Source organism: Aquimarina gracilis (genome assembly GCF_035285365.1).
GTDB classification, from domain to species: domain Bacteria; phylum Bacteroidota; class Bacteroidia; order Flavobacteriales; family Flavobacteriaceae; genus Aquimarina; species Aquimarina gracilis.
On record NZ_JAYKLX010000011.1, the window covers coordinates 196467 to 221795 of the forward strand.

General features: G+C 33.2%; 22 protein-coding genes. 8 read left to right on the forward strand and 14 right to left on the reverse strand.

The features are described 5' to 3' along the window. Positions 1-50: 50 nt before the first annotated feature. The 3 genes from U6A24_RS21650 to U6A24_RS21660 form a co-directional block, all read right to left on the reverse strand. The gene (locus tag U6A24_RS21650; RefSeq protein ID WP_324182116.1) at positions 51-557 is read right to left on the reverse strand and encodes a DoxX family protein; all 507 of its coding nucleotides are present in this window, start codon (positions 555-557) and stop codon (positions 51-53) included. Between the two features lie 129 nt (positions 558-686). Beyond that, the gene (locus U6A24_RS21655) at positions 687-2393 is read right to left on the reverse strand and encodes an alpha-amylase family glycosyl hydrolase (protein WP_324182117.1); all 1707 of its coding nucleotides are present in this window, start codon (positions 2391-2393) and stop codon (positions 687-689) included. Positions 2394-2478: 85 nt separating this feature from the next. Then, positions 2479-3669, reverse strand: a complete 1191-nt coding sequence (locus U6A24_RS21660) for a helix-turn-helix domain-containing protein (RefSeq protein WP_324182118.1) — start codon at positions 3667-3669, stop codon at positions 2479-2481. An 85-nt stretch (positions 3670-3754) separates the two neighbouring features. Here U6A24_RS21660 and U6A24_RS21665 point away from each other — a divergent pair, with 85 nt between their 5' ends. From U6A24_RS21665 to U6A24_RS21695, 7 genes are all read left to right on the forward strand, one after another. After that, complete coding sequence (locus U6A24_RS21665; protein WP_324182119.1) at positions 3755-4654, forward strand: 1,4-dihydroxy-2-naphthoate polyprenyltransferase; 900 nt, start codon at positions 3755-3757, stop codon at positions 4652-4654. 32 nt (positions 4655-4686) lie between these two features. Further along, a complete protein-coding gene (locus U6A24_RS21670) occupies positions 4687-5367 on the forward strand; it encodes a metal-dependent hydrolase (protein WP_324182120.1) in 681 nt (226 codons plus the stop codon). Next, positions 5367-6401 carry an o-succinylbenzoate synthase gene (locus tag U6A24_RS21675; RefSeq protein ID WP_324182121.1) on the forward strand — a complete coding sequence of 345 codons (1035 nt, stop codon included), beginning with the start codon at positions 5367-5369 and terminating at the stop codon, positions 6399-6401. The genes U6A24_RS21670 and U6A24_RS21675 overlap by 1 nt, the downstream gene beginning before the upstream one ends. Before the next feature lie 20 nt (positions 6402-6421). After that, positions 6422-7312, forward strand: a complete 891-nt coding sequence (locus U6A24_RS21680) for a CPBP family intramembrane glutamic endopeptidase (RefSeq protein WP_324182122.1) — start codon at positions 6422-6424, stop codon at positions 7310-7312. Between the two features lie 78 nt (positions 7313-7390). Beyond that, positions 7391-8500, forward strand: a complete 1110-nt coding sequence (locus U6A24_RS21685) for an AMP-binding protein (RefSeq protein WP_324182123.1) — start codon at positions 7391-7393, stop codon at positions 8498-8500. Between the two features lie 69 nt (positions 8501-8569). Then, entirely contained in the window at positions 8570-10828 is a 2259-nt protein-coding gene (locus tag U6A24_RS21690; RefSeq protein WP_324182124.1) for a TonB-dependent receptor plug domain-containing protein, read from the forward strand. 354 nt (positions 10829-11182) lie between these two features. Further along, on the forward strand, positions 11183-12502 hold the full coding sequence (locus U6A24_RS21695) for a M24 family metallopeptidase (RefSeq protein WP_324182125.1): 1320 nt from the start codon (positions 11183-11185) through the stop codon (positions 12500-12502). 112 nt (positions 12503-12614) lie between these two features. Here U6A24_RS21695 and U6A24_RS21700 read toward each other — a convergent pair whose 3' ends face one another. The 11 genes from U6A24_RS21700 to U6A24_RS21750 form a co-directional block, all read right to left on the reverse strand. Further along, positions 12615-13487, reverse strand: coding sequence for a dockerin type I repeat-containing protein (locus U6A24_RS21700; protein WP_324182126.1), 873 nt, complete (start codon positions 13485-13487; stop codon positions 12615-12617). 36 nt (positions 13488-13523) lie between these two features. Beyond that, entirely contained in the window at positions 13524-14042 is a 519-nt protein-coding gene (locus U6A24_RS21705; protein ID WP_324182127.1) for a hypothetical protein, read from the reverse strand. A 279-nt stretch (positions 14043-14321) separates the two neighbouring features. Beyond that, positions 14322-15902, reverse strand: coding sequence for a CARDB domain-containing protein (locus tag U6A24_RS21710; protein WP_324182128.1), 1581 nt, complete (start codon positions 15900-15902; stop codon positions 14322-14324). 101 nt (positions 15903-16003) lie between these two features. Continuing rightward, positions 16004-17758 (reverse strand): AraC family transcriptional regulator, encoded by a 1755-nt coding sequence (locus U6A24_RS21715; protein ID WP_324182129.1) that lies wholly within the window; start codon positions 17756-17758, stop codon positions 16004-16006. A 180-nt stretch (positions 17759-17938) separates the two neighbouring features. Continuing rightward, positions 17939-18250 carry a hypothetical protein gene (locus U6A24_RS21720; protein ID WP_324182130.1) on the reverse strand — a complete coding sequence of 104 codons (312 nt, stop codon included), beginning with the start codon at positions 18248-18250 and terminating at the stop codon, positions 17939-17941. Positions 18251-18333: 83 nt separating this feature from the next. Next, positions 18334-19047, reverse strand: a complete 714-nt coding sequence (locus tag U6A24_RS21725) for a TapB family protein (protein ID WP_324182131.1) — start codon at positions 19045-19047, stop codon at positions 18334-18336. 4 nt (positions 19048-19051) lie between these two features. Beyond that, positions 19052-19753 carry a VWA domain-containing protein gene (locus tag U6A24_RS21730; RefSeq protein ID WP_324182132.1) on the reverse strand — a complete coding sequence of 234 codons (702 nt, stop codon included), beginning with the start codon at positions 19751-19753 and terminating at the stop codon, positions 19052-19054. 23 nt (positions 19754-19776) lie between these two features. Continuing rightward, on the reverse strand, positions 19777-20409 hold the full coding sequence (locus U6A24_RS21735) for a hypothetical protein (RefSeq protein ID WP_324182133.1): 633 nt from the start codon (positions 20407-20409) through the stop codon (positions 19777-19779). Positions 20410-20539: 130 nt separating this feature from the next. Then, on the reverse strand, positions 20540-21289 hold the full coding sequence (locus tag U6A24_RS21740; protein ID WP_324182134.1) for a LytR/AlgR family response regulator transcription factor: 750 nt from the start codon (positions 21287-21289) through the stop codon (positions 20540-20542). 24 nt (positions 21290-21313) lie between these two features. After that, the gene (locus tag U6A24_RS21745; protein WP_324182135.1) at positions 21314-23152 is read right to left on the reverse strand and encodes a tetratricopeptide repeat-containing sensor histidine kinase; all 1839 of its coding nucleotides are present in this window, start codon (positions 23150-23152) and stop codon (positions 21314-21316) included. Positions 23153-23161: 9 nt separating this feature from the next. Further along, positions 23162-24790, reverse strand: coding sequence for an acyl-CoA carboxylase subunit beta (locus U6A24_RS21750; protein WP_324182136.1), 1629 nt, complete (start codon positions 24788-24790; stop codon positions 23162-23164). A gap of 315 nt (positions 24791-25105) precedes the next feature. Between U6A24_RS21750 and U6A24_RS21755 the strand changes: the two genes are divergently transcribed. Beyond that, the gene (locus tag U6A24_RS21755; protein ID WP_324182137.1) at positions 25106-25288 is read left to right on the forward strand and encodes a CAL67264 family membrane protein; all 183 of its coding nucleotides are present in this window, start codon (positions 25106-25108) and stop codon (positions 25286-25288) included. Positions 25289-25329: the final 41 nt, after the last annotated feature.

The window sequence follows — 25329 nt, forward strand, 5'->3', positions numbered from 1 at the left end:
AGGTAAGTTCTTTTATATACCTATCTGTTTTAAAGAGTTTTTTGATATTCTTATACTTTTACCATATTAGAAAGCCATTTCTTTGCAATTAAATAATCGAATCCAAACCTCCCAGAACCAAGGACAAAATTATAGATGGATAACCATAGGAATCCCATGGCTGGAAGCATTCCCCATAATCCATCATTCCATTTTTGAAAAAAGATAGCGACCAACATGGTGCACATTATAAAAAAAGAGGCAATTCTGGTTTTTAGCCCTAAAGCTAGAAACATTCCTCCAACGGCTTCACTGGCAGCACCCATCCAAGCAAAAAACACCGGAAACATCGCAAATATCCCTCCATATCCTGCTACGTCTTTTGGAAACCATTCTACGACTTCAAAGAGAGTGAGATCCGGGGATCCGTTAGGGCTCCAGGGAACACCAAATTTACTTCCTCCAAAATTAACTGCAAGAAAGTATCCACATGCTATTCTAGGAAATGCAAATAGAAGATCTGTGTACCATGGTTTCATGATTACTGGTGTAATAACCTTTACAAGAATTTTTTTCATGATTAAGCTTTTAAATATTTTGTTTTCAAAAGTCAAAAATCATTGCGAAGGTTTCGCTTCAAAACAAAATAAGACGGCTCAAATTATAATTTGAGCCGTCTTATTTTTAGATTTTGTAAACCTATATAACTAATTTTTTGGTGCTAGTAATGCAATATCTAAATCAGAGTTAAAACTTACCTGATTATTTTCTACGATTGTTTCTGTATTAGAATAATGATCTACCAAAATTGTCCCTTCTCCAAATACGGCGTTAACTTTTATGGTTTTTTGACCTTTTGGGAGATCCAGTCCTACAATTACTTCATCACTAAAATCTTCTTTTTTATATTTTCTTGAGAAAACATAGGGTGACTTCGAAATCATTTTATGATTACCTGCCCCAATAGCAGGATGGTTTTTTCTAAATGTCCCTAGTTTTTGCCAGTGCGTCAATAGTGTTTTGAATTCTTCTTTTTCAAGAGCTTCCCAATTCATATATGACCTTAGGGTCGCATCTCCTTCGGTATCTTCAATGATTAATGGTCTGGCGGTTTCATCACCATAATAAATCTGTGAAATCCCCGGGGTCAATAAAAGTTTCGTGGCAGATTCATAAAGCCTTGTACGTTCCTTATCAAAAGGATCTCCATCATCGTGAGAGCTTATGTAGTTCATTACGCTTTTTCCTTTAAGGTTGGTGCCTAATATTTTACTGTATTTACTGAATAGCTTTTCATAATCATTTTTTGCCGCATCATGTTTAAATTGAAAATTGATAAGGTTATCAAAGCCATAGGCATAATAATCAACCTTTCTGTCTCCAAAATCGTAGTAACGTTTTCCATCAATACCATATCCATAGAGTTCACCCAGAATATAAAATTCATTACCATCTAATACCTTATCAGGATTTTTTGATTTCCATTCGGCAAAGGCGATTTTGGCATGTTTTGCAAGTACACTCCATGCCTCTTCTTCAACATGCTTAACTGTATCTACTCTATAACCATCAATTCCCAGTTCTCTTACGTAATCGGTGAGCCATTTGACAATATAATTTTTGGGTGATCGTTTTAATCCAGTTTTAGTGAAGAAAATATCCAACTCAGCTAATTCTATTTCCAATCTTCCTTCGGCTTTCCACTTATCCAAAAGTACTTGGGGTAATTCAACGTCTTCGTTATTTTCTGTCTTAATATCTGGAAGATTTTCTACGAGTGTACAACGTACCGCAGTTTCATAATCTTTATACGTGCATTGTGGTGAGGTACGTACCCAGGTATCTGGCCAAACAGGATCTTTTTTAGTTGCAGGACCAGTATGATTCATTACAACATCCATAAGAATTCGGATGTCATTTTTATGTGCAATATCTACTAGATGTTTTAAGTCTTTATAGGTTCCAAAGTTGGGATCAATTTTGGTCCAGTCTTTGGCCCAATATCCATGAAAAGCATAGGTGTTACCGGTTCCCTCATCAACGCTTTCATGAATTTGCTCTACCACGGGGTTAAACCAAATTGCATTGACTCCAAGTTTTGTAAAATAACCATCCTCTATTTTTTGAATTATACCTTTTAGATCACCTCCTTCAAAACCTCTTAGTGTCCCAGTTTCTTTCGTTCGATTTAAAACTTGATCGTTAGAGGTATCTCCATTATTAAATCTATCGGTAAGAAGAAAGTATACATTTGCAGCTTCCCATATAAAAGGGATTTCTTTTATCGAGGGCGTTTCTGTAGAATTTTCAATAACAGTTTTTTGAGGTGTTTTTTCTTTCTTTTCTGAATTACTCTTACAACCAACTACCAAGCAAAGCAACATGATTGTTGTAATTTTTATAAAATTCTTCATAAGTTTTAGTGGTTTAAAGTGCTAATCTAAAAAAACTTAAACAAAAATTGTGGAAACCCGAATTGCGAAATTCATAAAAATATGCCTATCTGGCACTATCTTGTACCTGAAGATATTGTGAAGGGGATAGGCTGGTAAGCTTTCTAAACACTCTATTAAACGTAGCTTTACTATTGAAACCGCACTCATACGCTATTCCCAGAAGTGACATTTTCTTCTGTTTTCCTTCATTCAGCATATTTTGAACTGCTTGAACTCTATAAGAGTTTATAAAATCATTAAAATTCTTTTGAAAACCATTATTAATCGTTTCAGAAAGCTCTTGTACTTGAATATTAAGCATTCTGGATAATTGGGTCAAATTAAGATCAGGATCTAAATACGGTTTTTCATTATTCATAAAGTTTTCGATAATGAGTTTGCGTTCGTTTAATTCTTTATCCGTTTTTTCGAGAACAATTTTGGTTGATTTTCTAACATTAATATCGAAGTTGATGTTACTCAGTGTATTCGTATTTGTAAAGTATCCTTTTATGCCAATATAAATGATTGCTACAGCAGAAAAAAATTGATACCACCAACGCTGTGTCCAATGTAAATCAATGATAAGATTTCCAATAACATTTTGAAAAACGCTGTAGAGAAACAGGAAAGCATAAATGAATAAGAAATTACGTATCCAATTGAGCTCAAGCTTATACGTATTGGAAAAAAACTGCCTAATTTTACTTTTATAGTGGTAATAAAGCTGAAAAGTGAATGCCAAATACAACAGCATTTGTAGGTTTTCAATAATGCCAACAAGAGGTTGTACATATTTTTCATCCAAATTAAGTTTAAGATATCCATTTTGGGTTTCATTGAACCCAGGTAATGAAGCATCATAAATAAAAATTATGATTTTGTAAATCATAAAAATTAAGACCGGAACAAAATGTAGAATATCCTTTTTTACAAATTTGAAATTAATAGTGGTAATTGATTTTACATAAAAAAATAATAATGGGCCAATTGCCAATGTAAGGGCAATTAACCAATAGTTGATTTTGGTATTTCTATAAGTATCATACCAGTCCATAAAACCTATTGTATACGTTGTTCTGTGATAGCCTGTTATAAAAATCAATAGTGCGAGAATCAATGCAGGTATATATTTATTTTTGAAGTATCGGTGCAATAATAGAAAAGCAAATATAAAAGCTTGTAAAACGAGTAGCAGAAGAGGGGTGCTGTATAGATTAAAAGAAGGAAATTCGAATAGTAATATAGAACTCATATTGCTAAGTTAAAGAATTGAAAGAATTAATTTTTATTTTTTTTTTATTCAAAATGATGTTCCTTTGAATTCAAAATTGTCTTAAATGAATAAAATAAAAGCTTGGGTTTCTACAGCTCGCTTAAGAACACTGCCTTTATCGGTTTCAGGCATTATCGTTGGATCGGCATTGGGACATAAAAATTTTATCGGTACCACAGTATTTTGGTTAGCTATTGCAACGACCTTAGGGTTACAAATACTTTCCAATTTTGCCAATGATTATGGTGATGGTGTAAAAGGTACTGATAATGAGGATAGAATAGGGCCAGAGAGAGCTTTGCAAAGTGGTATAATTTCCAGAAATGAAATGAAAAAAAGTATTATCCTCACATCAATATTAACCTTGGTAGTTGCCATAGCTTTGATTTATGCTGCTTTTGGGAAGGAGAACTTTCTATATTCCATATTTTTCTTTGTTCTGGGCGTAATTGCAATAATAGCTGCTATACAATATACAGTAGGAAATTCGGCTTATGGGTATAAAGGGTATGGAGATGTATTTGTTTTTATCTTTTTCGGATTAGTGAGTGTAGTAGGGTGTTACTTTCTTTTTTCAAAACAATTAACCGGATCGATTTTTTTACCAGCAATTACCATTGGACTTTTAAGTACTGCGGTTTTGAACCTCAATAATATGCGAGATCATGATAGTGATAAAAAGGCTGGCAAAAATACGTTGGTTGTAAAACTTGGAGTTTCAGCATCCCGAAAATACCATTTCATATTAATCTTAGGCGCTATGTTGGCTATGTTTTGTTATGGACTAATACTATACGAAAAACCAATAAATCTATTATTTGTAATAGCTTTTATCCCTTTAATTGTTCATTTGCGTAAGGTGTCAAAAGTAAAACAACCAAAATTGTTGGATCCAGAACTTAAAAAAGTAGCTTTAACAACATTTTTACTATCAATCCTCTTTAGTCTGAGTCAGATTTTATAATTTTCGGTAAGCAAATCATAATTATCTAACTCATGAAAATCACTTTTTACGGTCAAAATACTTTATTAATAAAGATAAAAGACATTCATATACTAATCGATCCTTTTATTTCGGGTAATCCTCTTTCAAAGGATAAAGTAGATATACAATCGATTGAAGTCGACTATATTTTGCTTACTCATGCGCACTTGGATCATGTATTGGATGCCGAGACTATAGCCAAAGCCAATGATGCTACTATAGTTTCAAATTATGAAATAGCGATGTACTATCAGAAAAAAGGACTGCAAGTGCATCCAATGAACCATGGTGGTAAATGGGATTTTGACTTTGGACGTGTAAAATATGTAAATGCGGTACATACCAGTAGTTTTGATGATGGAACCTATGGAGGACAACCAGGAGGGTTTGTGATTGAAGGAGAGCATAAAACTATTTATATAGCGGGAGACACAGCCTTAACCATGGATATGAAATTAATTCCATTAAGTACCAAGTTGGATCTGGCAATCCTACCAATTGGTGATAACTTTACCATGGGAGTTGATGATGCTATCATTGCAAGCGATTTTGTTGAATGTGATAAAATTTTAGGAGTTCATTATGATACTTTTGGATATATTGAAATTGACCATGACGAAGCAAAACGTAAATTCTTTGAAAAGAACAAGGACTTGATGTTGTTAGAAATAGGAGATAGTCTTGAATTATAATGAAAGCTACCTATAGCCAATACACTCTACACTTCAAAAGACCAAGTGGTACCTCTCGCGGTGTTCTTAATACCAAAGAAACCTGGTTTATTAAAATAACAGATGGTTCTAGAATCGGTATCGGGGAATGCGGAATTTTGCGCACCCTTAGTATTGATGATCGACCGGATTATGAAGAACAACTTCAGTGGGTTTGTGAAAATATTCATCTTGGTGCAGAAAGACTATGGGATCAACTTATAGAATTTCCAAGTATTCAGTTCGGGATAGAAATGGCTTTTAAATCATTAGAAAGTGATTCTCCTTTTTTATTATTTCCTTCATCTCTTACCAGAAATGAAGATGTCGTTCCGATTAACGGTTTAATTTGGATGGGAGATAAAGAATTTATGAAAGAACAGATCGAGGATAAACTAAAGAATGGTTTTAAATGTATAAAAATGAAAATCGGAGCCATTGATTTTCAAACCGAACTTAATTTATTAGAAAGTATTAGGAAACAATTTTCACCTGAAATGATTGAACTACGTGTAGATGCGAATGGAGCATTTTCCAAAGAAGAAGCTCTTTACAAACTACAACAACTTTCTGAATTTGATTTGCATAGTATAGAACAACCGATCAAGCAGGGACAGTTTAAAGAAATGGCAGAATTATGTGGCAAAACACCATTACCAATTGCTCTTGATGAAGAATTAATAGGAGTTTTTCATGTAACAGAAAAGAAAGAATTACTACAAACAATACAACCACAATATATTATCCTAAAACCAAGTTTGATAGGAGGGTTTAAAGGAACAAAAGAATGGATCGATCTGGCAGAAGATTTAAGTATAGGTTGGTGGATTACTAGCGCATTAGAAAGTAATATTGGTTTAAATGCTATTGCTCAATATACCTATACCTTACAAAGTAAAATGCCGCAAGGATTAGGTACAGGAAGTCTTTATACTAATAATTTCCAGTCTCCATTAAAAGTGTTAAATGGTGCATTATCCTATGACTATAACATCGAGTGGAACGTAAACTTTTAAATTAAACAACTTAAATAGATATGTATATAGCGCAAGGTAAACAAGGAAAATTAGGATTATGGAAATACATCCCAATTCCATTGATATTTGTTGCAATTCTTGGGTTGCAATATTTGGTAATGACATTATTAAATATTGATACAGCTGCGCTCATGGAGAAAGAAATCCTTGAAAGAGGTAAGAATAGTGTATTTGTGGAAGGAATGTTATTTATGGCTGCTTTTCTTATTGCTTTACTGTTTTGGGTGAAATATGTGCATAAGCAGAGTATATTGTCATTAACAACAAGCAGAACTGAGGTTGATTGGGGTAGGATCTTTTTTATTTTCGGTTTAATGTCTTCATTCATTATTATTTCTACCCTACTGGTGTACTTTTTGTATCCCGAAATTTATGAGATTAACTTTGAACCCGTTCCCTTTTTAATACTTGCGGTTATTGCCGTTTTACTTGTGCCGTTACAAACAAGTTTTGAAGAATATCTATTTAGAGGATATTTAATGCAAGGATTAGGTATAGCTACCAAGAGTAAATTATTTGCTTTATTGTTTACTTCGATATTGTTTGGGGTTATGCATATTGCAAACCCTGAAGTGGGAAAAATAGGACCTATTATTATGGTGTATTACATAGGTACAGGTTTGTTTTTGGGAATAATTACATTAATGGACGAAGGTTTAGAACTTGCATTAGGTTTTCATGCAGCAAATAACTTAGTGTCGGTTCTTTTGGTCACTGCAGATTGGACTGCGTTGCAAACTGATTCTATATTTATAGATGTATCAGAACCGGATTCTGGTTATCAGGTTTTATTTCCTGTGCTTATTATTTTTCCTATCTTCTTATTTATTTTATCTAAAAAATATAAATGGACCAATTGGAAAGATAAGCTATTGGGCAGCGTGAATTAATAATCTATTTGTAATGTACTTTTTACAATTTGATAACATGTATAAAGGCGATAAGATAGAAATTTGGATATGCAAATCATGAATACACCTTATATCCCTGAAATACACGATAAATTTACAGTTAACAATAAAGAGGTAAAAAACCCTGAAAACCTTAAGTTGATTGCCCACGGTTTTATTCGTGAAGGCGAAGTATATGAACAAGAAGTAGGACATTTTCTCGTAGACTGGCTTAATGATAAAGAATACATTATAGTAAAGACCTCTGGTTCTACTGGGAAACCAAAAAAAATTAAGGTACGTAAAGAGCACATGATCAATAGCGCAAAAGCTACAGGTAAGTTTTTTAAAATTGAAGAAGAAACTACTGCATTACTATGTCTTCCGGCGAATTACATTGCTGGAAAAATGATGTTGGTGAGAGCTATGGTACTAGGTTGGAAAATAGATTTGGTGCCACCGAAAACAAATCCATTAGATACACTCTACAAACAATATGATTTTTGTGCAATGGTTCCGTTACAGTTGGATAATTCTGTTAATAGACTGCATTTAATTAAAAAGCTTATCGTTGGTGGTGGTCCGGTCTCCGAACATCTGAAAGAACTTATACAAGGAGTCAAAACCAAAATATTCGAAACATACGGAATGACAGAAACGGTCTCGCATATAGCAGCTCGAAGAGTAAACCCCAAAAAAAAGGATAAAAGAGAAGCACGTTTCTTTAAAGCATTACCTAATATTACTTTGGGCACAGATGATAGAAATTGCCTGGTGATTAAAGCACCACAACTTAATAATGAAACGATCATTACAAATGATGTTGTGGCTTTAAAAACCTACAAAAAATTTTTATGGAAAGGTCGCTATGATAATGTAATCAATAGTGGTGGAATCAAATTGCACCCCGAAGAGATTGAAAGTAAATTACAATTACTAATTGGTCATAGGTTTTTTGTTACCAGTATACCTGATCATGTATTGGGAGATAAATTAATTCTAATTGTAGAAAGAGATTATGACAAAATTGAAAAACTTGCTCTTCAGGAAGGTATAAATAATCTTAAAATCCTTACCAAATTCGAAATACCAAAGGAAATATACTTTCTCCCGCAGTTTGTTGAAACTGATAATGGAAAAGTTCAGCGAACAAAAACTTTGGAACTTGTTAAAGAGAGTTATCTATAATTAAAATAAAGTTTGTTAAGACTATAGTATACAAACTAACCTGAATCTCTTTTTTGTATATTTAGTACTATGAAGAGGTATTTAACTGTTTTATTTTGTCTGTTTCTGGTCAATCTTATTATAGCCAACACATCTAATATTCCCGAAAAAATTGCCATATATTGGGATGCTTCACTTTCACAAAAAGATAAAGATACCAACAAAGAGTTCGAATTTCTGGATGCTTTTTTCAAAAAACACCCCAATGTAGATTCGAAACTTTTGGTATTTAATACCAAAATGCTGGTTAATGAAACGGTATCGATACGATCATCAGACTGGAGTTTGGTGAAAGAAAAACTTAAGGCTATAAAATACGAAGGAACTCTTGATTATAGCTTGATCAATACCAAAATTGATGAAAAGCTTTTATTGTTATTTACAGATGGGCAGGGATATTTTGGTAAATATAAAAGGAATTTATATGGTCCCAAGATTATAACCATTAGTAGTGCTAAGAAAATTGATAAAAAGTTTCTTCATGAAACGTCCTTTTACAGTCTGGGTTATCATGTTAACCTATATGAATCTAAGGTTTCTGAAGCATTACAGGCTATTGAAAATGATACTAGATTACCAAAACTTGAATTCGTAACTACAGGAACCAATACTACCAATAAAAACTATATTCAAGGAGTTGTAACCAGCCAAACTGACGTTTTATCTAATGTTAATGTTCTTGTAGAAGGTAAAAATAGGGGAACTATCACCGATGAATCGGGGCGTTATAAAATAGCGGCACAATCAGGGGATGTATTGGTTTTTAGCAGTGTTAATAAAAAACAAGCCGTAGTTGTTGTAGAGAATAATGAAGAGTTTATTGATGTGGTACTTACCGATAAGGTAAATGAACTTGAACCGGCAATCTTAAAATCAAAAGCCAAAGATAAACGACAAATGATCGAAATAGATGGCCGATTGGTTAACAAAGATGCTATTGGTTATAGTATCCAGAGTATCGGTACTGATGAAATAAGTCCAGATGAGGTTGATTTGGGCCAAGCCATGGCTGGTAAGATTTCTGGTGTACAAATGGGAACAAACCAAGACCCTGGTCAAATGGTTATTAGAGGGATGAGTTCTTATTTATTAACTAATCACCCAACAATTATAATTGACGGTACTCCATTGCCAAGAAGTGACTTGGGTGTGGTGGCAATTGGTCAGCCAAAATTTGGTAAGGCTGATTACGATTTTATAGATCCCAATATTATTAAAAGTATTACTGTACTCAAGGGTTTGGCAGCGACCAATCGATATGGTCAATTAGGAAATAAAGGAGTGGTAATAATTAAAACCAAATTAGGAAACTTTGGTTCTTTTTCTAGTACTGAAGAAGAGTCCAAAGATCCCGCAGATGTCGAATATGAAACCTTTAAGCGCCCTTTGGTAGTTGCAAAAAACCGTAAGTCAGAATATGCAACAATGCTTCAACAAAAGACCAATTTTGATGAAGCCTATGCTGCATATTTAAACATGCGTGATTTTAATATTGATAATGTTAGCTTTTTTGTTGAATGTGCCGACTACTTTTTTGATAATGACCAAAAAGAAAAAGGGATTCAAATATTATCGAATCTTATCGAGCTGTTTCCCGATAATACCTCTGTGCTCAAGATTTTGGCTTTTAATCTTGAAAAAAGAGGTATGTTTGATTTATCTGGAAAAGTTTACAATAGAATTATAACTCTTTCACCCTCACAGTCACAGGCTTATTTGGATCTGGCAAACAATTATTTTCAAGAGCAAAAATTTCCTGAATCTTTAAAACTCTTCAAAAAAATAACTAGGAATAAGGTCAGTAAAATAAGCACCTTTAATGGATTAAGACCGCAAATCGAGAATGATTTCAAGAGCATATTATCACATAGAAATCAACAGTGGAATGTAAGAAACATAGATTCTTACTTTTTTATGCTTCCCAAGTATGATCTTAGGGTAGTTACCGAATGGTCGCACCCGGCAGTAGAGTTTGAAATGCAATACATAAACCCGAAGAAACAATATTTTACACTCAGCCATACCAAAGAGAAAAATGAAAAGACTATCAATCAAGAATTGAAAGAAGGTTTTACGTCAGAGGAATATATTCTCTCAAATATTGATGAAGGAGAGTGGTTTATGAATATTAAAGTTCCCAAGGGATACAAACCTGATGTAAAGAATCCAAAATTCCTTAAGGTTAAAGTATTTACAAACTTCGGTTCTTCAGAACAGAAAGTGCAGACACATCTCATTAATTTGGATAGAATATCTTCAGAAAAGATATTTTGTTCTTTCTCTAGGTAAATAGAATTAGGTCCCATACTTTTTATTTACCTTTTTACGCACTCAAAAGAGAGCTTTGTTCATTACCCATTGTTATCCCTTTTTATAGTTAGTGGTTTTTAATGATGTAGTTAAAAGTTACTAACTATGAAACTACTCAATTACTTTGTGATGTTTTCCTTTTATAGTAGTTTCATATGCATAGTAGAAATAATGCAAGCATGATTTTATTTAGACTAATAAGTTATTCTAAGAGTATAAAATAGGGTGGTTATTTAATTAGTAATAGACACCGGCAAAACATTGCAGTTGTCTATTTTTTGTAATACATTTATTTATACATTAATAAACACCAATCGTCTTATAAGACTTACCATGAAAAACTTTTTAATTACCCTATTTTTAATTAGTTACTCTCTTCAAGCACAAATTCTTCCCCAAAGGGAAAGGGCAGTGGCAATCGATATGATTCTGGATGATCGTTTTAACAACCTTCTTCCTAAGATAATGGACCGAACTGGTTTTGATATGTGGATCTTGATTTCTCGAGAGTACAATGAGGACCCGGTACTAAAAACAATGTTACCTTCGACCTGGTTAAATGCCAGAAGAAGAACTATTCTTGTCTTTTATAGAGATAAAGAAAAAAATACAATCGAAAAATTGGCTGTAGCGAGATACAATGTAGGCAAAAACATTGATTCTGCTTGGGATAAAGAAAAACAACCCGATCAATGGAAAGCCCTGGTCGATATAATTGCTCAAAGGAACCCTGCTACAATCGGGATCAACTATTCTGAATATTTTGGTATAGTAGATGGAATTGTAAAAACAGATTATGAAGCTTTTATGAATGTGCTTCCAGAAAGTTATAAGCCCAAGGTTACCTCTGCAGAAAAATTGGCAATTGCTTGGATCGAGACTCGAACTGCACAGGAGATGGAAATATATAAAGAGTTGGTGCAAATTACTCATGATGTTATTGCAGAAGCATTTAGTACGTCGGTCATCCAACCCGGTACAACTACTACAGACGATGTCGTGTGGTGGCTACGCCAAAAAGTTACCGATTTAGGATTAAAAACATGGTTTCATCCGACGGTTGATATTCAACGTAGTGGTGAGGCTTTACAAAGTCATATTGTTTCTTTTTCTAATCGACCTAAAGACAAAGTGATACGTCCTGGAGATCTGATTCACTGCGATTTTGGGATAACTTATTTGAGATTGAATACAGATTGTCAACAACATGCCTACATATTAAAGAATAATGAAACTAGTCCGCCGGAATTTTTAAGTAAGGCATTTACTGATGGAAATCGTGTGCAGGATATTTTTACTTCCAATTTTAAAACTGGAAAAACCGGAAATGAAATTTTATTGGAGTCTCTCGAACAAGGTAAAGCCGAGGGTTTGAAACCGGCTATTTATACACATCCTTTAGGTTTATATGGACATTCTTCGGGCCCAACAATTGGTATGTGGGATTCGCAAGGTGGTGTCCCTGGACCTGGAGATTATCCTCTTTATGAAGATACTGTGTATGCCATAGAATTGAATACAACGGTAACAATTCCTGAATGGAAAAAAGATATACGGATCATGTTAGAAGAAGCTGGTTTTTGGGGGAAAGAAGGATTTAGATATGTAAACGAACGTCAAACAGCGTTAATCACCATTCCAAAACGAAACTAGTGATATAACATCGCCAAACAAATAAGTAACGTCATTTTTATATAAATGGGAAATAACTAAATAGAGTTATAGTTAACCCCAGTATTAGTTTAAAATACTGGGGTTCTATTTATTAATCCATGCGATTCCAACTACTATTAGCGTCACCTCTCTTCACAGCATATCTATCTAGACTTACCAAATTAGCTCCGGCACCTCTACAATCTGGAAAAGTATAGAAGAAACTGGCATAAGGTAACCAAAAATCAAAGTCTGATTGAAACTCAAGATACTCATCTTGAGTGAGATAAATAACGGGTTGATTTGTATTGCCATTGATATTTGGTAATTCGGTAATGACTCCTGTAATTAAGTTAAGTAACATTTGAACATCAGCCTCTTCGATACGGCCGTTCGCATCAACATCAGAGGCTGCATATTGCCATAATTCATCAAATTCTATATTTTGATTGATATGATTTAAGATGGTGATAGCATCTGCAATAGTAACTCCAGAAATCCATTCGGAATAAGCGAAATTACCATCTTTTTTCCTTTTATGATAATAACACACAGTTCCGCTATCTTGTTCAATCACAAAATTATTATCTAAGTAAAAAGGGGAGAAGGTACTTATACCTGCTGTAGCAACACTGTCTTTTACTATTTCGACCAAAGTGTTACCCAGATAGGATCGACTACCATCTTGATTGATTACTTGAATTTTACCAAAAGTAAGTCCGGATGGGTTTTTGGATTTATTGTAGATTTCTGGAGTAAGATCTGGATACTCTATTGCTTCCTGTTTTTCCAGATCTTTATGTTTCGCTATCATACTTTCCATAACTTCTTTTGGAGCACCTATAAATTCTCTCCAATTCTCGGGTGTGAATGTTTCCGGATAGTTTTTTGCGTTTTGTTGTTCTGGAATAAACTCTTCATTGTCAGAGCAGGAAAATAGTAGAGTGAAAAAAACAACAGGAATAAATTTATATATTGATTTCATTGTAGGATGATTTATATGATTAAAATATTATTGTGATTATTGACAAACCTCAGGAAAGTCCAAGGCTACATTATTATATGTTGTAGCGATAAAACGAATATCTGATCTTCCAAGGTTTTGGATTTGTCCATATGCAGGTCCGAAATTAAGCCTTGTGAAAGCCGTGGGCCAAGGACCATCTTCATTTGGGATAATTCTTATTCTGAATCGATCGCTGTCAGAAAACTCACTTCCCAAAGTATAGAAGGTGAAGTTTTTATTATGTTCTACATTTAATTGAATTACTTGAGTGCAAGAGCCCGTTCCGTTGGGACAGCGTTCTAAAATCAATGTACCCGTTCTAGACCCAAATTGATGATCACCAAAATCAAGCGTAGAAGTTTGACCAAAAATTACTTTGCCTTTGAAACTGTTACAATAGCCAAACCACTTGGATTGAGTTATACTGGTGTCTTCTTTAATTTGAAGGTTTGTTTGATCTTCGATACTTTCTTTTTCACAAGAGTAAAATACAATTGAAGCAATAAAGAATAATAAAATTGATAGTTTTTTCATTTAATAATAGGTTTAAATATTTATAATTTAATTCAATGTACTTTGGCCGAAATACATGATAAATCTAACTGTAAAATATTGTTTTTTAAACTGTTATAGTGTCAGTTTTATAAATTTGATGTTACTGTTTTGGATGTGATATGAGGGGCTTAAGGGAAAACGGAATCACAACCTGTAATCTACCAGATACTTACTGAAAAAAGAAAATCACCTTAATAACTAAGGTGATTTTTATTGACAACTAACCCCTTTATTGTTAGTTTGTATAAATTGAAAAATCTACTGTCTGACAATGGTTCCAGTAAAAGGATAATAGGTATTATTTCTTCCTTTTAAGAACGAATAATGATAAACTCCAATATTACCAATTTGTTCTGCAGGAATAACTATAGTTTGCTTACCCGTTTCCCTATGAAACCTATTGGTTTGGTACTTTAAAACTCCACGTTGATCGTAGATGCTTAATTTAATATCTGTATTTGCGTAGTTTATAGGGTACTCAAACGTCACTTGTGTTGAGAAAGGGTTAGGATAAATAGTTACATAAGTTTGTTCATTACCAAATTGCCTAGGAATACTAAACCTTTTTTCATTATTTACTTCACTGATTTCATCAATGTTATTGTCGGCGTCAGCTATAAGTATTAGATCTCTACCATGTAACCTTAATGAAAAATATTGCCATGTAATATAAGTTGTCGATGTATATGACTCATTAGGTTGTAAAGAAGGAATTGTGGCTCGACTCACAAACCTTCTTGGGTACATTTCTACATAATAATCTAACTTAGAAAGATTTGCAGCAATGTTTCCTTTGTTTGAAATTGTACTCGAAATCGCAACCATGTTATTCGAAGTACGATACATTCTTACGTCAGTTATTTGAAGATCTGAAGCTACTTTTTTATAATCGACATTATTTCTCTCAAATACTTCGCTTAACTCGTCATTGGCATCGGCTTTGCATAAAAGATATTTGCCATGTAGTTCTTCAAAATCTTCTGGTTTTATTGAAAACATGTATGGTTGCCCGCTCCATCGATCAAGAGGTCCAATATTAACTTGATCTAGGTAAGTATCGGAGTCATCTAATTTTTTGTCGTCAGAAGCATATAAATGCAATCGGGAATTATAGCGATTCCTACCAAAGTTATTAAACACGTGACCTTTAACGGCGATATCGTTATTTGAAAATTTTTGTATGGTATCAATTCGATTGAATAAGTCAAAATCATAATTTGCATCATAAACTTTGTATCTAATTTCCTTTTCATCTAGTATATACCCCGGATTACCCTCCAATTTTGCGGAAACAGTAATTTTTTGGTCTCCTCTAGTAGGGTAGAATTCCTCACAAATGTAGTAACCTGGATCACCATTTATAGTTTGCCATTGGCAAATTTCATTAAGGTAAACCCACGTAAAGAATGTATTTTGTTCATTATTCTTACTGTCAATATTTTTTTTTGAATTCCTTGAATTATCTTTTGGTGGTATTTTTACAGGATCTAGAGTTGTATTAATAAAAGGCGCATAAATATCTAAAAGTATCGAATCATTGGTCTGAATGTCTTCAATGTAATTAACATAAATATCAAGCCCGAAACCTTCTGTTACCTGATATCCGTATGATCTTATTACATTTTCCACATCGTCTGGTATTCTTATTTCTATATGACGTTTATAAATATCAACATAAACGTCAAAAGCTTTTGTGTTTTGAAGGTTGGAATTGGTTGATGTCTCCTTTGAAAAAGTAGTGAATGAAAACAGGCTAAAACTAAAAAGCAGTATGTAAGATTTTTTAAAGACAAGATTAAATGAGATTATTGAATTGAACGTATAAAATATTGATTGCATAGAACTTGATTTGAATGATAATAAAACTTGAAAGGCGAATTAGTAGTTTTTAAAGATATTATGAAATAAATCTATGGTCAATTTTATAAAATTGATAAAATTTAAGCAGTATTCATCTTTGGATCAGTTTTTCCTTCTTTAAGAATTTGCTTAATGTAATAAGAATGCGATATGCCTGTTTGTTTTTTGAAAGCTGCGGCAAAAGTATTTACACTTTTATACCCTAGTTCATTTGCAATAGCTTTTATAGTATAGGATTGAAACTTTTTATTATGTTTTAATTGTGTTAGGCAATGGTCGATCCTTAACTCATTAATATACTCATTAAATGATTTTTTAAGGTTTTCATTGATTATTTTCGAAAGATATGTTGTATTAGTATCAATTAATTTTGATGTATTGTAAAGACTGCAATCTTCGGATAAGTAAAAGTTTGTTTCCTTTATATCTTTTAGACGTTTCAATAAAACGTTGGCTTTTCTATCTGTTACAAATTCTTTTTTATGATTTTGAGTATTGTTTATCGCTTTGTCGTTTTGTTTTTCCTGTAGGGCTTCAAATAATCTTTTGTTTTTTTGCTGTTTTTTGAAATGATAAACAGATAGTACAATAATACCAACAGTAAAGATGATTGTACTAGTAATATACAAGAAGTTTTGGGAAGTGAGATTTTCATTTCTCTCTTTTAGCGTATTGATATCCTGATCATACAATTTATCTTTTGTTTGAATATCATCGTGGTGCATAGAATCAATAACCCTGCGATAAGCATTTGAATATTTAAGTTGTAATTCTTTATTTTCTAATTTTTCTGCTGCCCGATAAGCCAGATCATACATTTCGTTGATTTTTTCTATTTGGGCTTCATTGGTACTTTTATCAATGATTTCAAAACTTTCAGATAGGTAATTTAATGTTTTTTGATACTGTTCTTTATTAAAAAAAACATTGGCAAGATGTAAATTATTTGTGTGTATTTTGGGATCGAAACTATCTTTTGGGTTACGTGCAATTCGATTACGTGCCTCATACAAATAGTCTAGTGCCAAATCATACATTCCCTTGGTATTATATGCTTCCCCTATAGTCATATTGAAAATAATGTAATGTTTTTCAGAATCAAACTTCTTGGTTAATTCTAATCCTTTTTTGTAATATGACAGTGCTTGATCATATTCCTCTAAGCGATAGTTACATACGCCAGCTCCCAACAAAGCAGAAAGATAATACCCCGAGTAATTAGGTATGTTTTTGTTTTTTTTATTTTCCAACAGCCTAATGATCATTTTATAAGAGGATAGAGCATCCTCATATTGATGAATCCTGGTTCGTATCATATTCATATTTGAAAGTATTCCTAAATGCAAATCTTTTGGGTTCTGTTTTTTATAGATTTTATAGGCTTCTAAATAATGCGTTAACGACAGCTCGTATTCGCGAATTTGATAGTACACATTTCCTAAATGATTTTGAGCAACTATTTTTTGATGTGTATTATTATTTTTATGACTTATAGAAACCATTGCGTTCCCATGTTCAATAGAAGAGGGATAGTCTCCTTTTTCATAAGCAATATCGGCTAAATAGTAGTATGCAATAAATTGAATTTTTAAATCCTTCTCAGTTATTCCTCTATCAAGGTAGTGTTGGTAGTATGTTTCTGCCAAAATAGTATTGGTCTCTAAAATTTTTAATAAGAAGCTTTTAACAGAATCTGTGTTTTTTTCAGTAAGAATAAAGTGTTTGTCTTTGCTTATTTGAGCTATATCGTTGTTGTTTTGTGGATTTGCTAGTGAAACATATGTTTTGAAACATAAAAAAAAGAGAAATAGACATATATAATGAGAACGTCTCATTTGTGAAAATTAAATTAGGTTTATTATTCGAAGCATATAAAATGCTAGAGCCCCAATATATTCAAAATTTATGGTTTTGATATATTGGGGCTCGTCCCTTCAAAAGTAATAAAAGAAGTAATTCCTTTTAAATAATTTCAATTATTTAATTTCGACAGTATTCCTGTTTTTTCAGTTTATTTACATAAATTGTCTTACCAACATCACAATACCTAAAACCCCAAAAATAATACCCCAGTATTGCATTTTGATCCAAAATAGACTGTGATTGGGTTTTAATATGATTTCTTCACCGGTTTCTTTATCGATAAATTTTTTTTGATTTGATTCATTCCATTTTTTACCCATTATCCAACTAAAGATACCTGCAACAAAAAGGCTAATCGCAAAAGATAAATTGTTTTGTTCCTTTGGTAAAAATGATGTTAGAGTCACCAAAACTACCGCTAATACTAATATCGAAAGGAACCCCCTTCCTGACCATACAATCATAATATATTTTTTAAGATGATACCTACTTTCATTTTAAGTCTGTTTTCGGTTTATTCGGACTTTAGCAATACCACTAACCCAGATTACCGAATCTCGCTTAATTCATGATAGTCCAATAACTTTCCTTTTCTATTATAGGACTCAGATCTTACAACAACGGCATCCTTGTAGTACCACTCTTTACCTGTTCCTTTGATATTTATGATTCCAAATTTTGATTCAAAATCAAACGTAACCTTCTGACACAAAAAGCTGCCAGCTGGAGTTGTAATTTGTTCTTCTCCAACAATTTGGCGATTAAATACTTTGAAGGTCATGGTAACTAGGGTGAAAGCGTCACTATTTACTTTTATGGATATTGTTCCGTCGTTAAGATGGTCTCCAGTTTTCATACCAACAGGGAACTCTAAGACATCCGCATCTATTTTTAGGCTTAGGTTATTCTTATTGTGCTCTGATAGTTTATCAAAATTGAAAAACCTTAGCATATCTAGGCTAAATAGTCCATTATCACAATTGGCGTTGTATTGTGTGCTAAATGTTTCTTGGTTCTTTTCGTTTGTTAGTGTAGCTTTGATAACTGCAGAAAGATTATTGTTTTCTCCAGAAACAGAGAGTGTTTCATGGGTTGTTGTTCCTTCTTTTTTACCCTTTCTATTGTACATAGTATATTCTAGCGTGGACCCTGTTTTCATAAAAGGTACCGCATTACATTCTTGAGCAAATGATGTATTCGAAACAAGAAAGTACAGCACCACCAAAAGAGTTGATATAAATATCTTGATTTTTGTAATCATGACATCACATTTTAGAAGTAATAAATGTACCGTTGTTTTCTTGGGCAAGCGTTCTCATAAAATTATGATCGGCATCCTCCCCAAATGCAATAGTGTGAATAATAATGTTATTTGTATTCACTTTTCGTATTTCGTCTAATACTGCTTGTGGGCCGCCATTGGGTAAACCATCACTCATTAGAACAATTTCTTGCACTCCGGTTGTAGATAATGCTTCAACCAACCCTAATGATGTGTTTGTGCCACCGCCGGCTTTAAGGTTTTCTACAAATATATTGGCCGAGGTACGTGACATATTACTCGCAATCCTAAGCTCTACGGATTGTTTGGTCACATCATTGTTATATGCAAATACAGCAAACTTTTTACCATCGGGCAATCCTTTTATTGCCGGGATAAGTTTTCGCTTTACAGCACCAAGTTTGGTGGCTTGTTTGGTTACTTGCTTCCCAAGTATACTTCCAATTTTACCTCCAATAGCATTACTTACTGCACTTCCGGCTTTGTTTCCTGCTTCGCGCATCACCTGATCTTTGATAGAACCTTCATCGATACCTTCCATACTTCCTGAAATGTCAATAAGGTATAAAGTGTTGTTTGTTGAAGTTTCTATGCCAAAAAATTCATCAGATTTTTTCATGACATAGCATGATTGAAACATCATTAAGATAGCGCTTATCGCTACTATAGATCGTATTCTCCCCATTTTAAATTGATTTTTGTGAATGATTAATTATTAGCTTTTTGTTCTAGTGTATTAAGATTTAATTCTTTTACTCCCTTTTTTAATTGATCAATGGCAATCTCACCTTCTAGTGTTACGATAAAACGGTTAGAGATCAAAAGGTCAACTTTTGAATTTTCACTATTGTCGTAATCATCTTTTTGGACTTCTTCAATTGCCTTATAACCATTAACGGTCACAGATTTTTTGTATCCTAGATCACTTTGTTCTTCAAAATCTCTGGTAAATCCTAATCGCGCCAGTGTAATCATGGCGCTTCCGGTTTCTCCTGCGCCGTCCATAACGGATAAAGAAATCATAGTACCATTGTCATCTTCATATTCGGCTTCGGCCATAGCAACATCGGTCATAAATTGATTTCCCACAGAGAACTTTTTTCTCGAAAACCCTACTAATGTTTCTGGCAAAAAAGCTTTGAGCTCGTCATTTGAAATTGGTGTGGCTTTTAAGAGTTTATTACTCTCTTCTTCTATTTCTTCGGCTTCCTTGGCCATTTTATTTAAATCCGAAATACCTTCAATAGCCTCAAATAAACCTGGTTCTTCATCCTTTTTCTTGTCCTTCCCACAAGAAATCAATAACGAAATAGATATAATTAGTAAGATTGCTTTTTTCATTGCCTTTTCTGTTTTTTTGATTTGTATGAAATGAATTCAACAAACTAAGTTAACTTTATAAAGAGACAGATTTTTAACAAATGAGAATTTGAACACAGGTATTTAGTATTGTAACGAGTTAAATGAGAATTCAACTTTGATTTTCGATAAGATCAATTAACTTTTTCTTTCTGCTTTGTGCAACTGGGATAGTATGATTCTCTATCAGAATAACCTCTTCTGTACGTTTGTTAAAGGAAGAAATATGAGAAAGGTTGATCAAGAAACTTTGGTGAGCTCTAAAAAAATTATACGGTGTCAGTTTTTCATCAAAGGATTTTAATGGTTTTGATACTAAAATTTCTTTGTTATGCGAAAGGGTAAACCTGGTGTAATTATTATCGGCCTTTGCATATACAATATCATCGGTTTTAATGATATGCATTGCATCGGCATTTTTGAGTACGATTTTCTTGGGAGCTTCTTTTGTGGATAAATTTTGAAGCAAGGTTTGTAATTGAAGTTGGTAATTTGCTTTATGAATATCTTCTGAAACCTTGTCAAGAGCACCTATTAGTTCTTCTTCAGAATATGGCTTTAGTAGATAGTCTAATGCACTAAATTTAAAAGCTTCAAGGGCGTATTTGGCAAATGAAGTGGTAAATATGATTTTAAAATCAATCGTTTCAAACAATTCCAGGAATTCAAAAGCATTTCCATCAACAAGAAAAACATCCAGAATAATGAAATTAGGTCGAAGCCTTTTTACCAAATCTGCGGCTTTGTGAATAGAGTCAGAGTTTCCAATGATATCGATTTTCCCATATTCTTTAACTATAGAGTGGGCATATTCATAAGCCTGCGGATCATCTTCAACAATAAAACACGAAATTGTATTCATAAGATAAAGATACGATGCATTTATTTATGCAGCTGTAAACCGTAATTTTATTTCTGTTCCTTTACTTGTGGAGTTCATAGAAATGTCTCCATTGAATCCCTTGGAGGAGTTGCTTAGGTTCTTTAACTGCTCCTTTATGATATTCATACTCATAGATTTATGTAGTCTTTTTGAGTCTTCTGTTTTTGTTTCAAATCCTTTTCCATTGTCTATTATAGAAACACATAAGTCATTTCCCCTTTTTTGGTATAAAATAAGAATCTTACCATTTTCGACGTCTTTCATTCCGTGCAATACCGCATTTTCAACAAAAGGTTGTGTAATGAGCGAGGGGAGTTGATCAAAATCTTCATCTATGCTATCTTCAACCTCAATAGAATATGTAAAGGAGTTATTATGGGTGAGTTGTTGTAGATTAAGATAAGATTCAAGAGCTAACTTGTCTTCAGATACACTAATGAAGTTTTCGTCTGATTTTTCAAGAATTAACCTAATTAATTTAGAATAACTTGCCAGGTACGAGCTGGATTTTTCTTTATCATTTTTATGGATAAAGTTTTGGATGCTCTGTAACGAGTTGAATAAAAAATGAGGATTAAGTTGAGTTTTTCTAAGTTTTTGTTTTAACAAGAGGGTATCTAATTGCTGTTTTGTTTTGTAGTTTTTAAATCCAAAATAACCCAAAATTAAAAACAATAGTCCAAAGGCTGCCAATACAATAAGTAGATATTTTTGCTGAGAAATTGTAAGTGCTTGCACCTCATTTTGTGCATCCAGAATATCAATTTGTTGTTGTTTTTTTTCTGATTCGAATTTTTCAGTTAGTTCAGCGACTTTTTCCTTTTGTTTTGCCGCGTTAATAGAATCTTTATGCTGATCCATTAAATTAGCATAATGCATTGCGGTTTTATAGTCATTAAGTCCGGCGTAGGACTCTTTTAGATTATTATAAATATAGGTTTTTAAAGTTCCTTGTGCCCCAGGCACGGCACTGTCTAGATAAGTGATTGCTTTTCTAAATTCGCCTTTCTTCAGGTAGGAATGTCCAACATTATTATAAGATATGTTAAGTGTTGGGTATTGTTTTAGTTCCTTTTTTAGTACGATTGCCTTTTTTCCATAATCAAGTGCTTTGTCATAATCGGCATCATCAGAGGTATAATAATCGGACAAATTGTTATAGATTACAGAAAGAATATTCTTGGCATTATATTTTTTGGCTAATTTTTCAGCTTCAAAGATGTTATTGGTATATCTTTTATATAATTTCTGTTCCCTATAAATATTACAAAGATTAACAAGTATTTGCAATCTTAGAACTTCATTAAAACTACTTAATGGAAGTGCTCTTTCAAGGTACAATTGTGCATTCTTAAAATTTTTCAGCGAAGCATTTATAGATCCAATATTAGTATAAGTATTTACCAATTGTTTTGAATTTTTGGCTTTTTCCAGGACTTTGGCCGCTTTCAGATAGATATCCAATGCCTTTTGAAAATCTTGCTTATAATATTGGATTGTACCTAGATTGTGTAACGTTTGACCTTCAAGATGTTTTGGTAACTGTTGGGTAAGATTATGCTGAAGAAGTGAATCGGCCTCTTTGAACCCTTTTTTAAAGATAAGAACACTACTTTTTTGCAGATGTGACTTTGCCAAAAGAGTGTCATTAATAATTGATCTGGATTGAAGGAGTGCTTCGTTAGCATAGAACAAAGAACTATCAATATTTCTACGCATCAATTCTTTGGAATGTTGCAAATCTTTCTCAATTTGTTCTGCCTTTTCAATATTAGATTGGGCGTTCAAAGTTGAAATTACAACAGAAAGTATGATAGTCAAAACAACCTGAAATATTCTCATTATTGCATATTATGCTTGGATAACCCCCAAATTAAACTTCTTTTCAATAGGGGAGTGATTGGCGGCTTCTATACCCATAGAGATGACATTTCTGGTTTCAAGGGGATCAATAATTCCATCTGTCCAAATACGGGCAGCGGCATAATATGGAGAAATCTGCTTGTCATATCTTGCCTTTATTTTATTATAAAGTGCTTTTTCATCTTCTTCAGATAATTCTTCTCCTTTACTTTTCATTGATGCAGTTTCTATCTGCAGTAAAACCTTAGCAGCTTGTGCACCACCCATTACCGCAAGTTCTGCACTTGGCCATGCATAAATAAGTCTTGGGTCGTAGGCTTTACCACACATCGCATAGTTACCAGCACCATAAGAGTTTCCAACAACAATCGTAAACTTGGGTACTACACTATTACTTACTGCATTTACCATTTTGGCTCCATCTTTTATGATTCCGCCATGTTCACTTTTACTACCAACCATAAATCCGGTTACATCCTGCAGAAATACTAAAGGAATCTTTTTTTGATTACAATTGGCAATAAATCGAGTGGCTTTATCTGCAGAATCAGAATAAATTACACCACCAAACTGCATTTCACCTTTTTTGGTTTTTACTATTTTTCGTTGATTTGCAACAATACCAACGGCCCACCCATCGATACGGGCATAACCGGTAAGAATAGTTTGCCCATAGCCCGCTTTGTACTCTTCAAAATCCGAATCATCGACCAATCTTTTGATAATTTCCATCATGTCGTATTGTTCATTTCTTGCTTTTGGAAGAATACCATAGATTTCACTGGGGTTCTCTTTGGGCTTTAAGGGCTTAGTTCTGTTAAATCCAGCTTTATCAAAATCACCAATTTTTGACATAATATTTTTAATTGTATCCAAGGCATCCTTGTCATCTTTGGCCTTATAATCGGTAACTCCAGATATTTCACAATGCGTTGTAGCTCCGCCAAGAGTTTCATTGTCTATAGTTTCTCCAATTGCAGCTTTTACCAAATAACTACCTGCGAGAAAAATACTTCCGGTTTTATCAACGATGAGTGCCTCGTCACTCATAATTGGCAAATATGCTCCTCCAGCGACGCAACTTCCCATTACCGCAGATATTTGGGTAATACCCATACTACTCATAACCGCATTGTTCCTGAAAATTCTTCCAAAATGCTCTTTATCTGGAAAAATCTCATCTTGCATAGGTAAATAAACACCGGCACTATCTACCAAATAAATGATAGGAAGTCTGTTCTCTATTGAAAGTTCTTGAGCTCTTAGGTTCTTTTTTCCGGTTATAGGAAACCAAGCACCGGCTTTTACTGTGGCATCATTTGCCACAACAATACATTGTTTTCCACTTACATATCCAATTTTAACTACAACGCCACCGCTGGGACATCCACCGTGTTCTTTATACATCTCTTCACCAGCAAAAGCTCCTACTTCGATACACTTTGAACCTTTATCGAGCAAATAATCAATACGTTCTCGGGCGGTCATTTTACCCTTTGCATGTAGTTTTTCAATTCTTTTTTCGCCTCCGCCTAATTTTACCTTTGCAAGTTTTTGTTTTAGATCGGAAACTAACTGTTTATTGTGATCTTCGTTTTTATTGAAGTTTATATCCATCTGTGTATTTGTGTGTATTGTTTGCACGAAAATACAAAAAGAGAGTTGTTTGTGCGATATTTTGAAACGGTAAATATTCAATAGAAAGAAGAAAAAATAAAATTCTATTTATTCAAATAAAAGTCTTTTAAGTAGAACACCTTATTGTTAGTTTTGGTTTTCACAAAAGTTAATTTTTAATTAACTGTAATCCAGTTGATAAGCTATTTTAATATATTAACGTTACTCTAAAAACATACTTTTTGGGGATAAAATACCGATATTTGCATCTGGTCATGTTTATATATACATTGCCAAGTAACTAAATAACAATTTATGGGAATGAATAAAAATACAGTACTTGCCTGGGCAACATTTATAATGATTTTGGTTGGGCTTTTACTTATAGGTTTAGGAGCATTTAGATATAGAGACGTTTCGGGATATGGCTTTGCTGCCGTTGGTTTAGGCTTTTTTGCTATCGCATGGGTCTTTAATGCTTTAAAAGGAAGAGTATAATCTTCAAGAATAATATTTTCAAAAATTAAAACAATTTAAGG

What these genes read in the sequence shown, in the direction of transcription:
- U6A24_RS21745 (WP_324182135.1), bottom strand. Translation starts at nt 23,152, where the DNA reads ATGAGAATATTTCAGGTTGTTTTGACTATCATACTTTCTGTTGTAATT.
- U6A24_RS21655 (WP_324182117.1), bottom strand. Translation starts at nt 2,393, where the DNA reads ATGAAGAATTTTATAAAAATTACAACAATCATGTTGCTTTGCTTGGTA.
- U6A24_RS21675 (WP_324182121.1), top strand. Translation starts at nt 5,367, where the DNA reads ATGAAAGCTACCTATAGCCAATACACTCTACACTTCAAAAGACCAAGT.
- U6A24_RS21725 (WP_324182131.1), bottom strand. Translation starts at nt 19,047, where the DNA reads ATGATTACAAAAATCAAGATATTTATATCAACTCTTTTGGTGGTGCTG.
- U6A24_RS21705 (WP_324182127.1), bottom strand. Translation starts at nt 14,042, where the DNA reads ATGAAAAAACTATCAATTTTATTATTCTTTATTGCTTCAATTGTATTT.
- U6A24_RS21730 (WP_324182132.1), bottom strand. Translation starts at nt 19,753, where the DNA reads ATGGGGAGAATACGATCTATAGTAGCGATAAGCGCTATCTTAATGATG.
- U6A24_RS21695 (WP_324182125.1), top strand. Translation starts at nt 11,183, where the DNA reads ATGAAAAACTTTTTAATTACCCTATTTTTAATTAGTTACTCTCTTCAA.
- U6A24_RS21685 (WP_324182123.1), top strand. Translation starts at nt 7,391, where the DNA reads ATGAATACACCTTATATCCCTGAAATACACGATAAATTTACAGTTAAC.
- U6A24_RS21735 (WP_324182133.1), bottom strand. Translation starts at nt 20,409, where the DNA reads ATGAAAAAAGCAATCTTACTAATTATATCTATTTCGTTATTGATTTCT.
- U6A24_RS21755 (WP_324182137.1), top strand. Translation starts at nt 25,106, where the DNA reads ATGGGAATGAATAAAAATACAGTACTTGCCTGGGCAACATTTATAATG.
- U6A24_RS21715 (WP_324182129.1), bottom strand. Translation starts at nt 17,758, where the DNA reads ATGAGACGTTCTCATTATATATGTCTATTTCTCTTTTTTTTATGTTTC.
- U6A24_RS21700 (WP_324182126.1), bottom strand. Translation starts at nt 13,487, where the DNA reads ATGAAATCAATATATAAATTTATTCCTGTTGTTTTTTTCACTCTACTA.
- U6A24_RS21740 (WP_324182134.1), bottom strand. Translation starts at nt 21,289, where the DNA reads ATGAATACAATTTCGTGTTTTATTGTTGAAGATGATCCGCAGGCTTAT.
- U6A24_RS21750 (WP_324182136.1), bottom strand. Translation starts at nt 24,790, where the DNA reads ATGGATATAAACTTCAATAAAAACGAAGATCACAATAAACAGTTAGTT.
- U6A24_RS21650 (WP_324182116.1), bottom strand. Translation starts at nt 557, where the DNA reads ATGAAAAAAATTCTTGTAAAGGTTATTACACCAGTAATCATGAAACCA.
- U6A24_RS21710 (WP_324182128.1), bottom strand. Translation starts at nt 15,902, where the DNA reads ATGCAATCAATATTTTATACGTTCAATTCAATAATCTCATTTAATCTT.
- U6A24_RS21720 (WP_324182130.1), bottom strand. Translation starts at nt 18,250, where the DNA reads ATGATTGTATGGTCAGGAAGGGGGTTCCTTTCGATATTAGTATTAGCG.
- U6A24_RS21680 (WP_324182122.1), top strand. Translation starts at nt 6,422, where the DNA reads ATGTATATAGCGCAAGGTAAACAAGGAAAATTAGGATTATGGAAATAC.
- U6A24_RS21660 (WP_324182118.1), bottom strand. Translation starts at nt 3,669, where the DNA reads ATGAGTTCTATATTACTATTCGAATTTCCTTCTTTTAATCTATACAGC.
- U6A24_RS21665 (WP_324182119.1), top strand. Translation starts at nt 3,755, where the DNA reads ATGAATAAAATAAAAGCTTGGGTTTCTACAGCTCGCTTAAGAACACTG.
- U6A24_RS21690 (WP_324182124.1), top strand. Translation starts at nt 8,570, where the DNA reads ATGAAGAGGTATTTAACTGTTTTATTTTGTCTGTTTCTGGTCAATCTT.
- U6A24_RS21670 (WP_324182120.1), top strand. Translation starts at nt 4,687, where the DNA reads ATGAAAATCACTTTTTACGGTCAAAATACTTTATTAATAAAGATAAAA.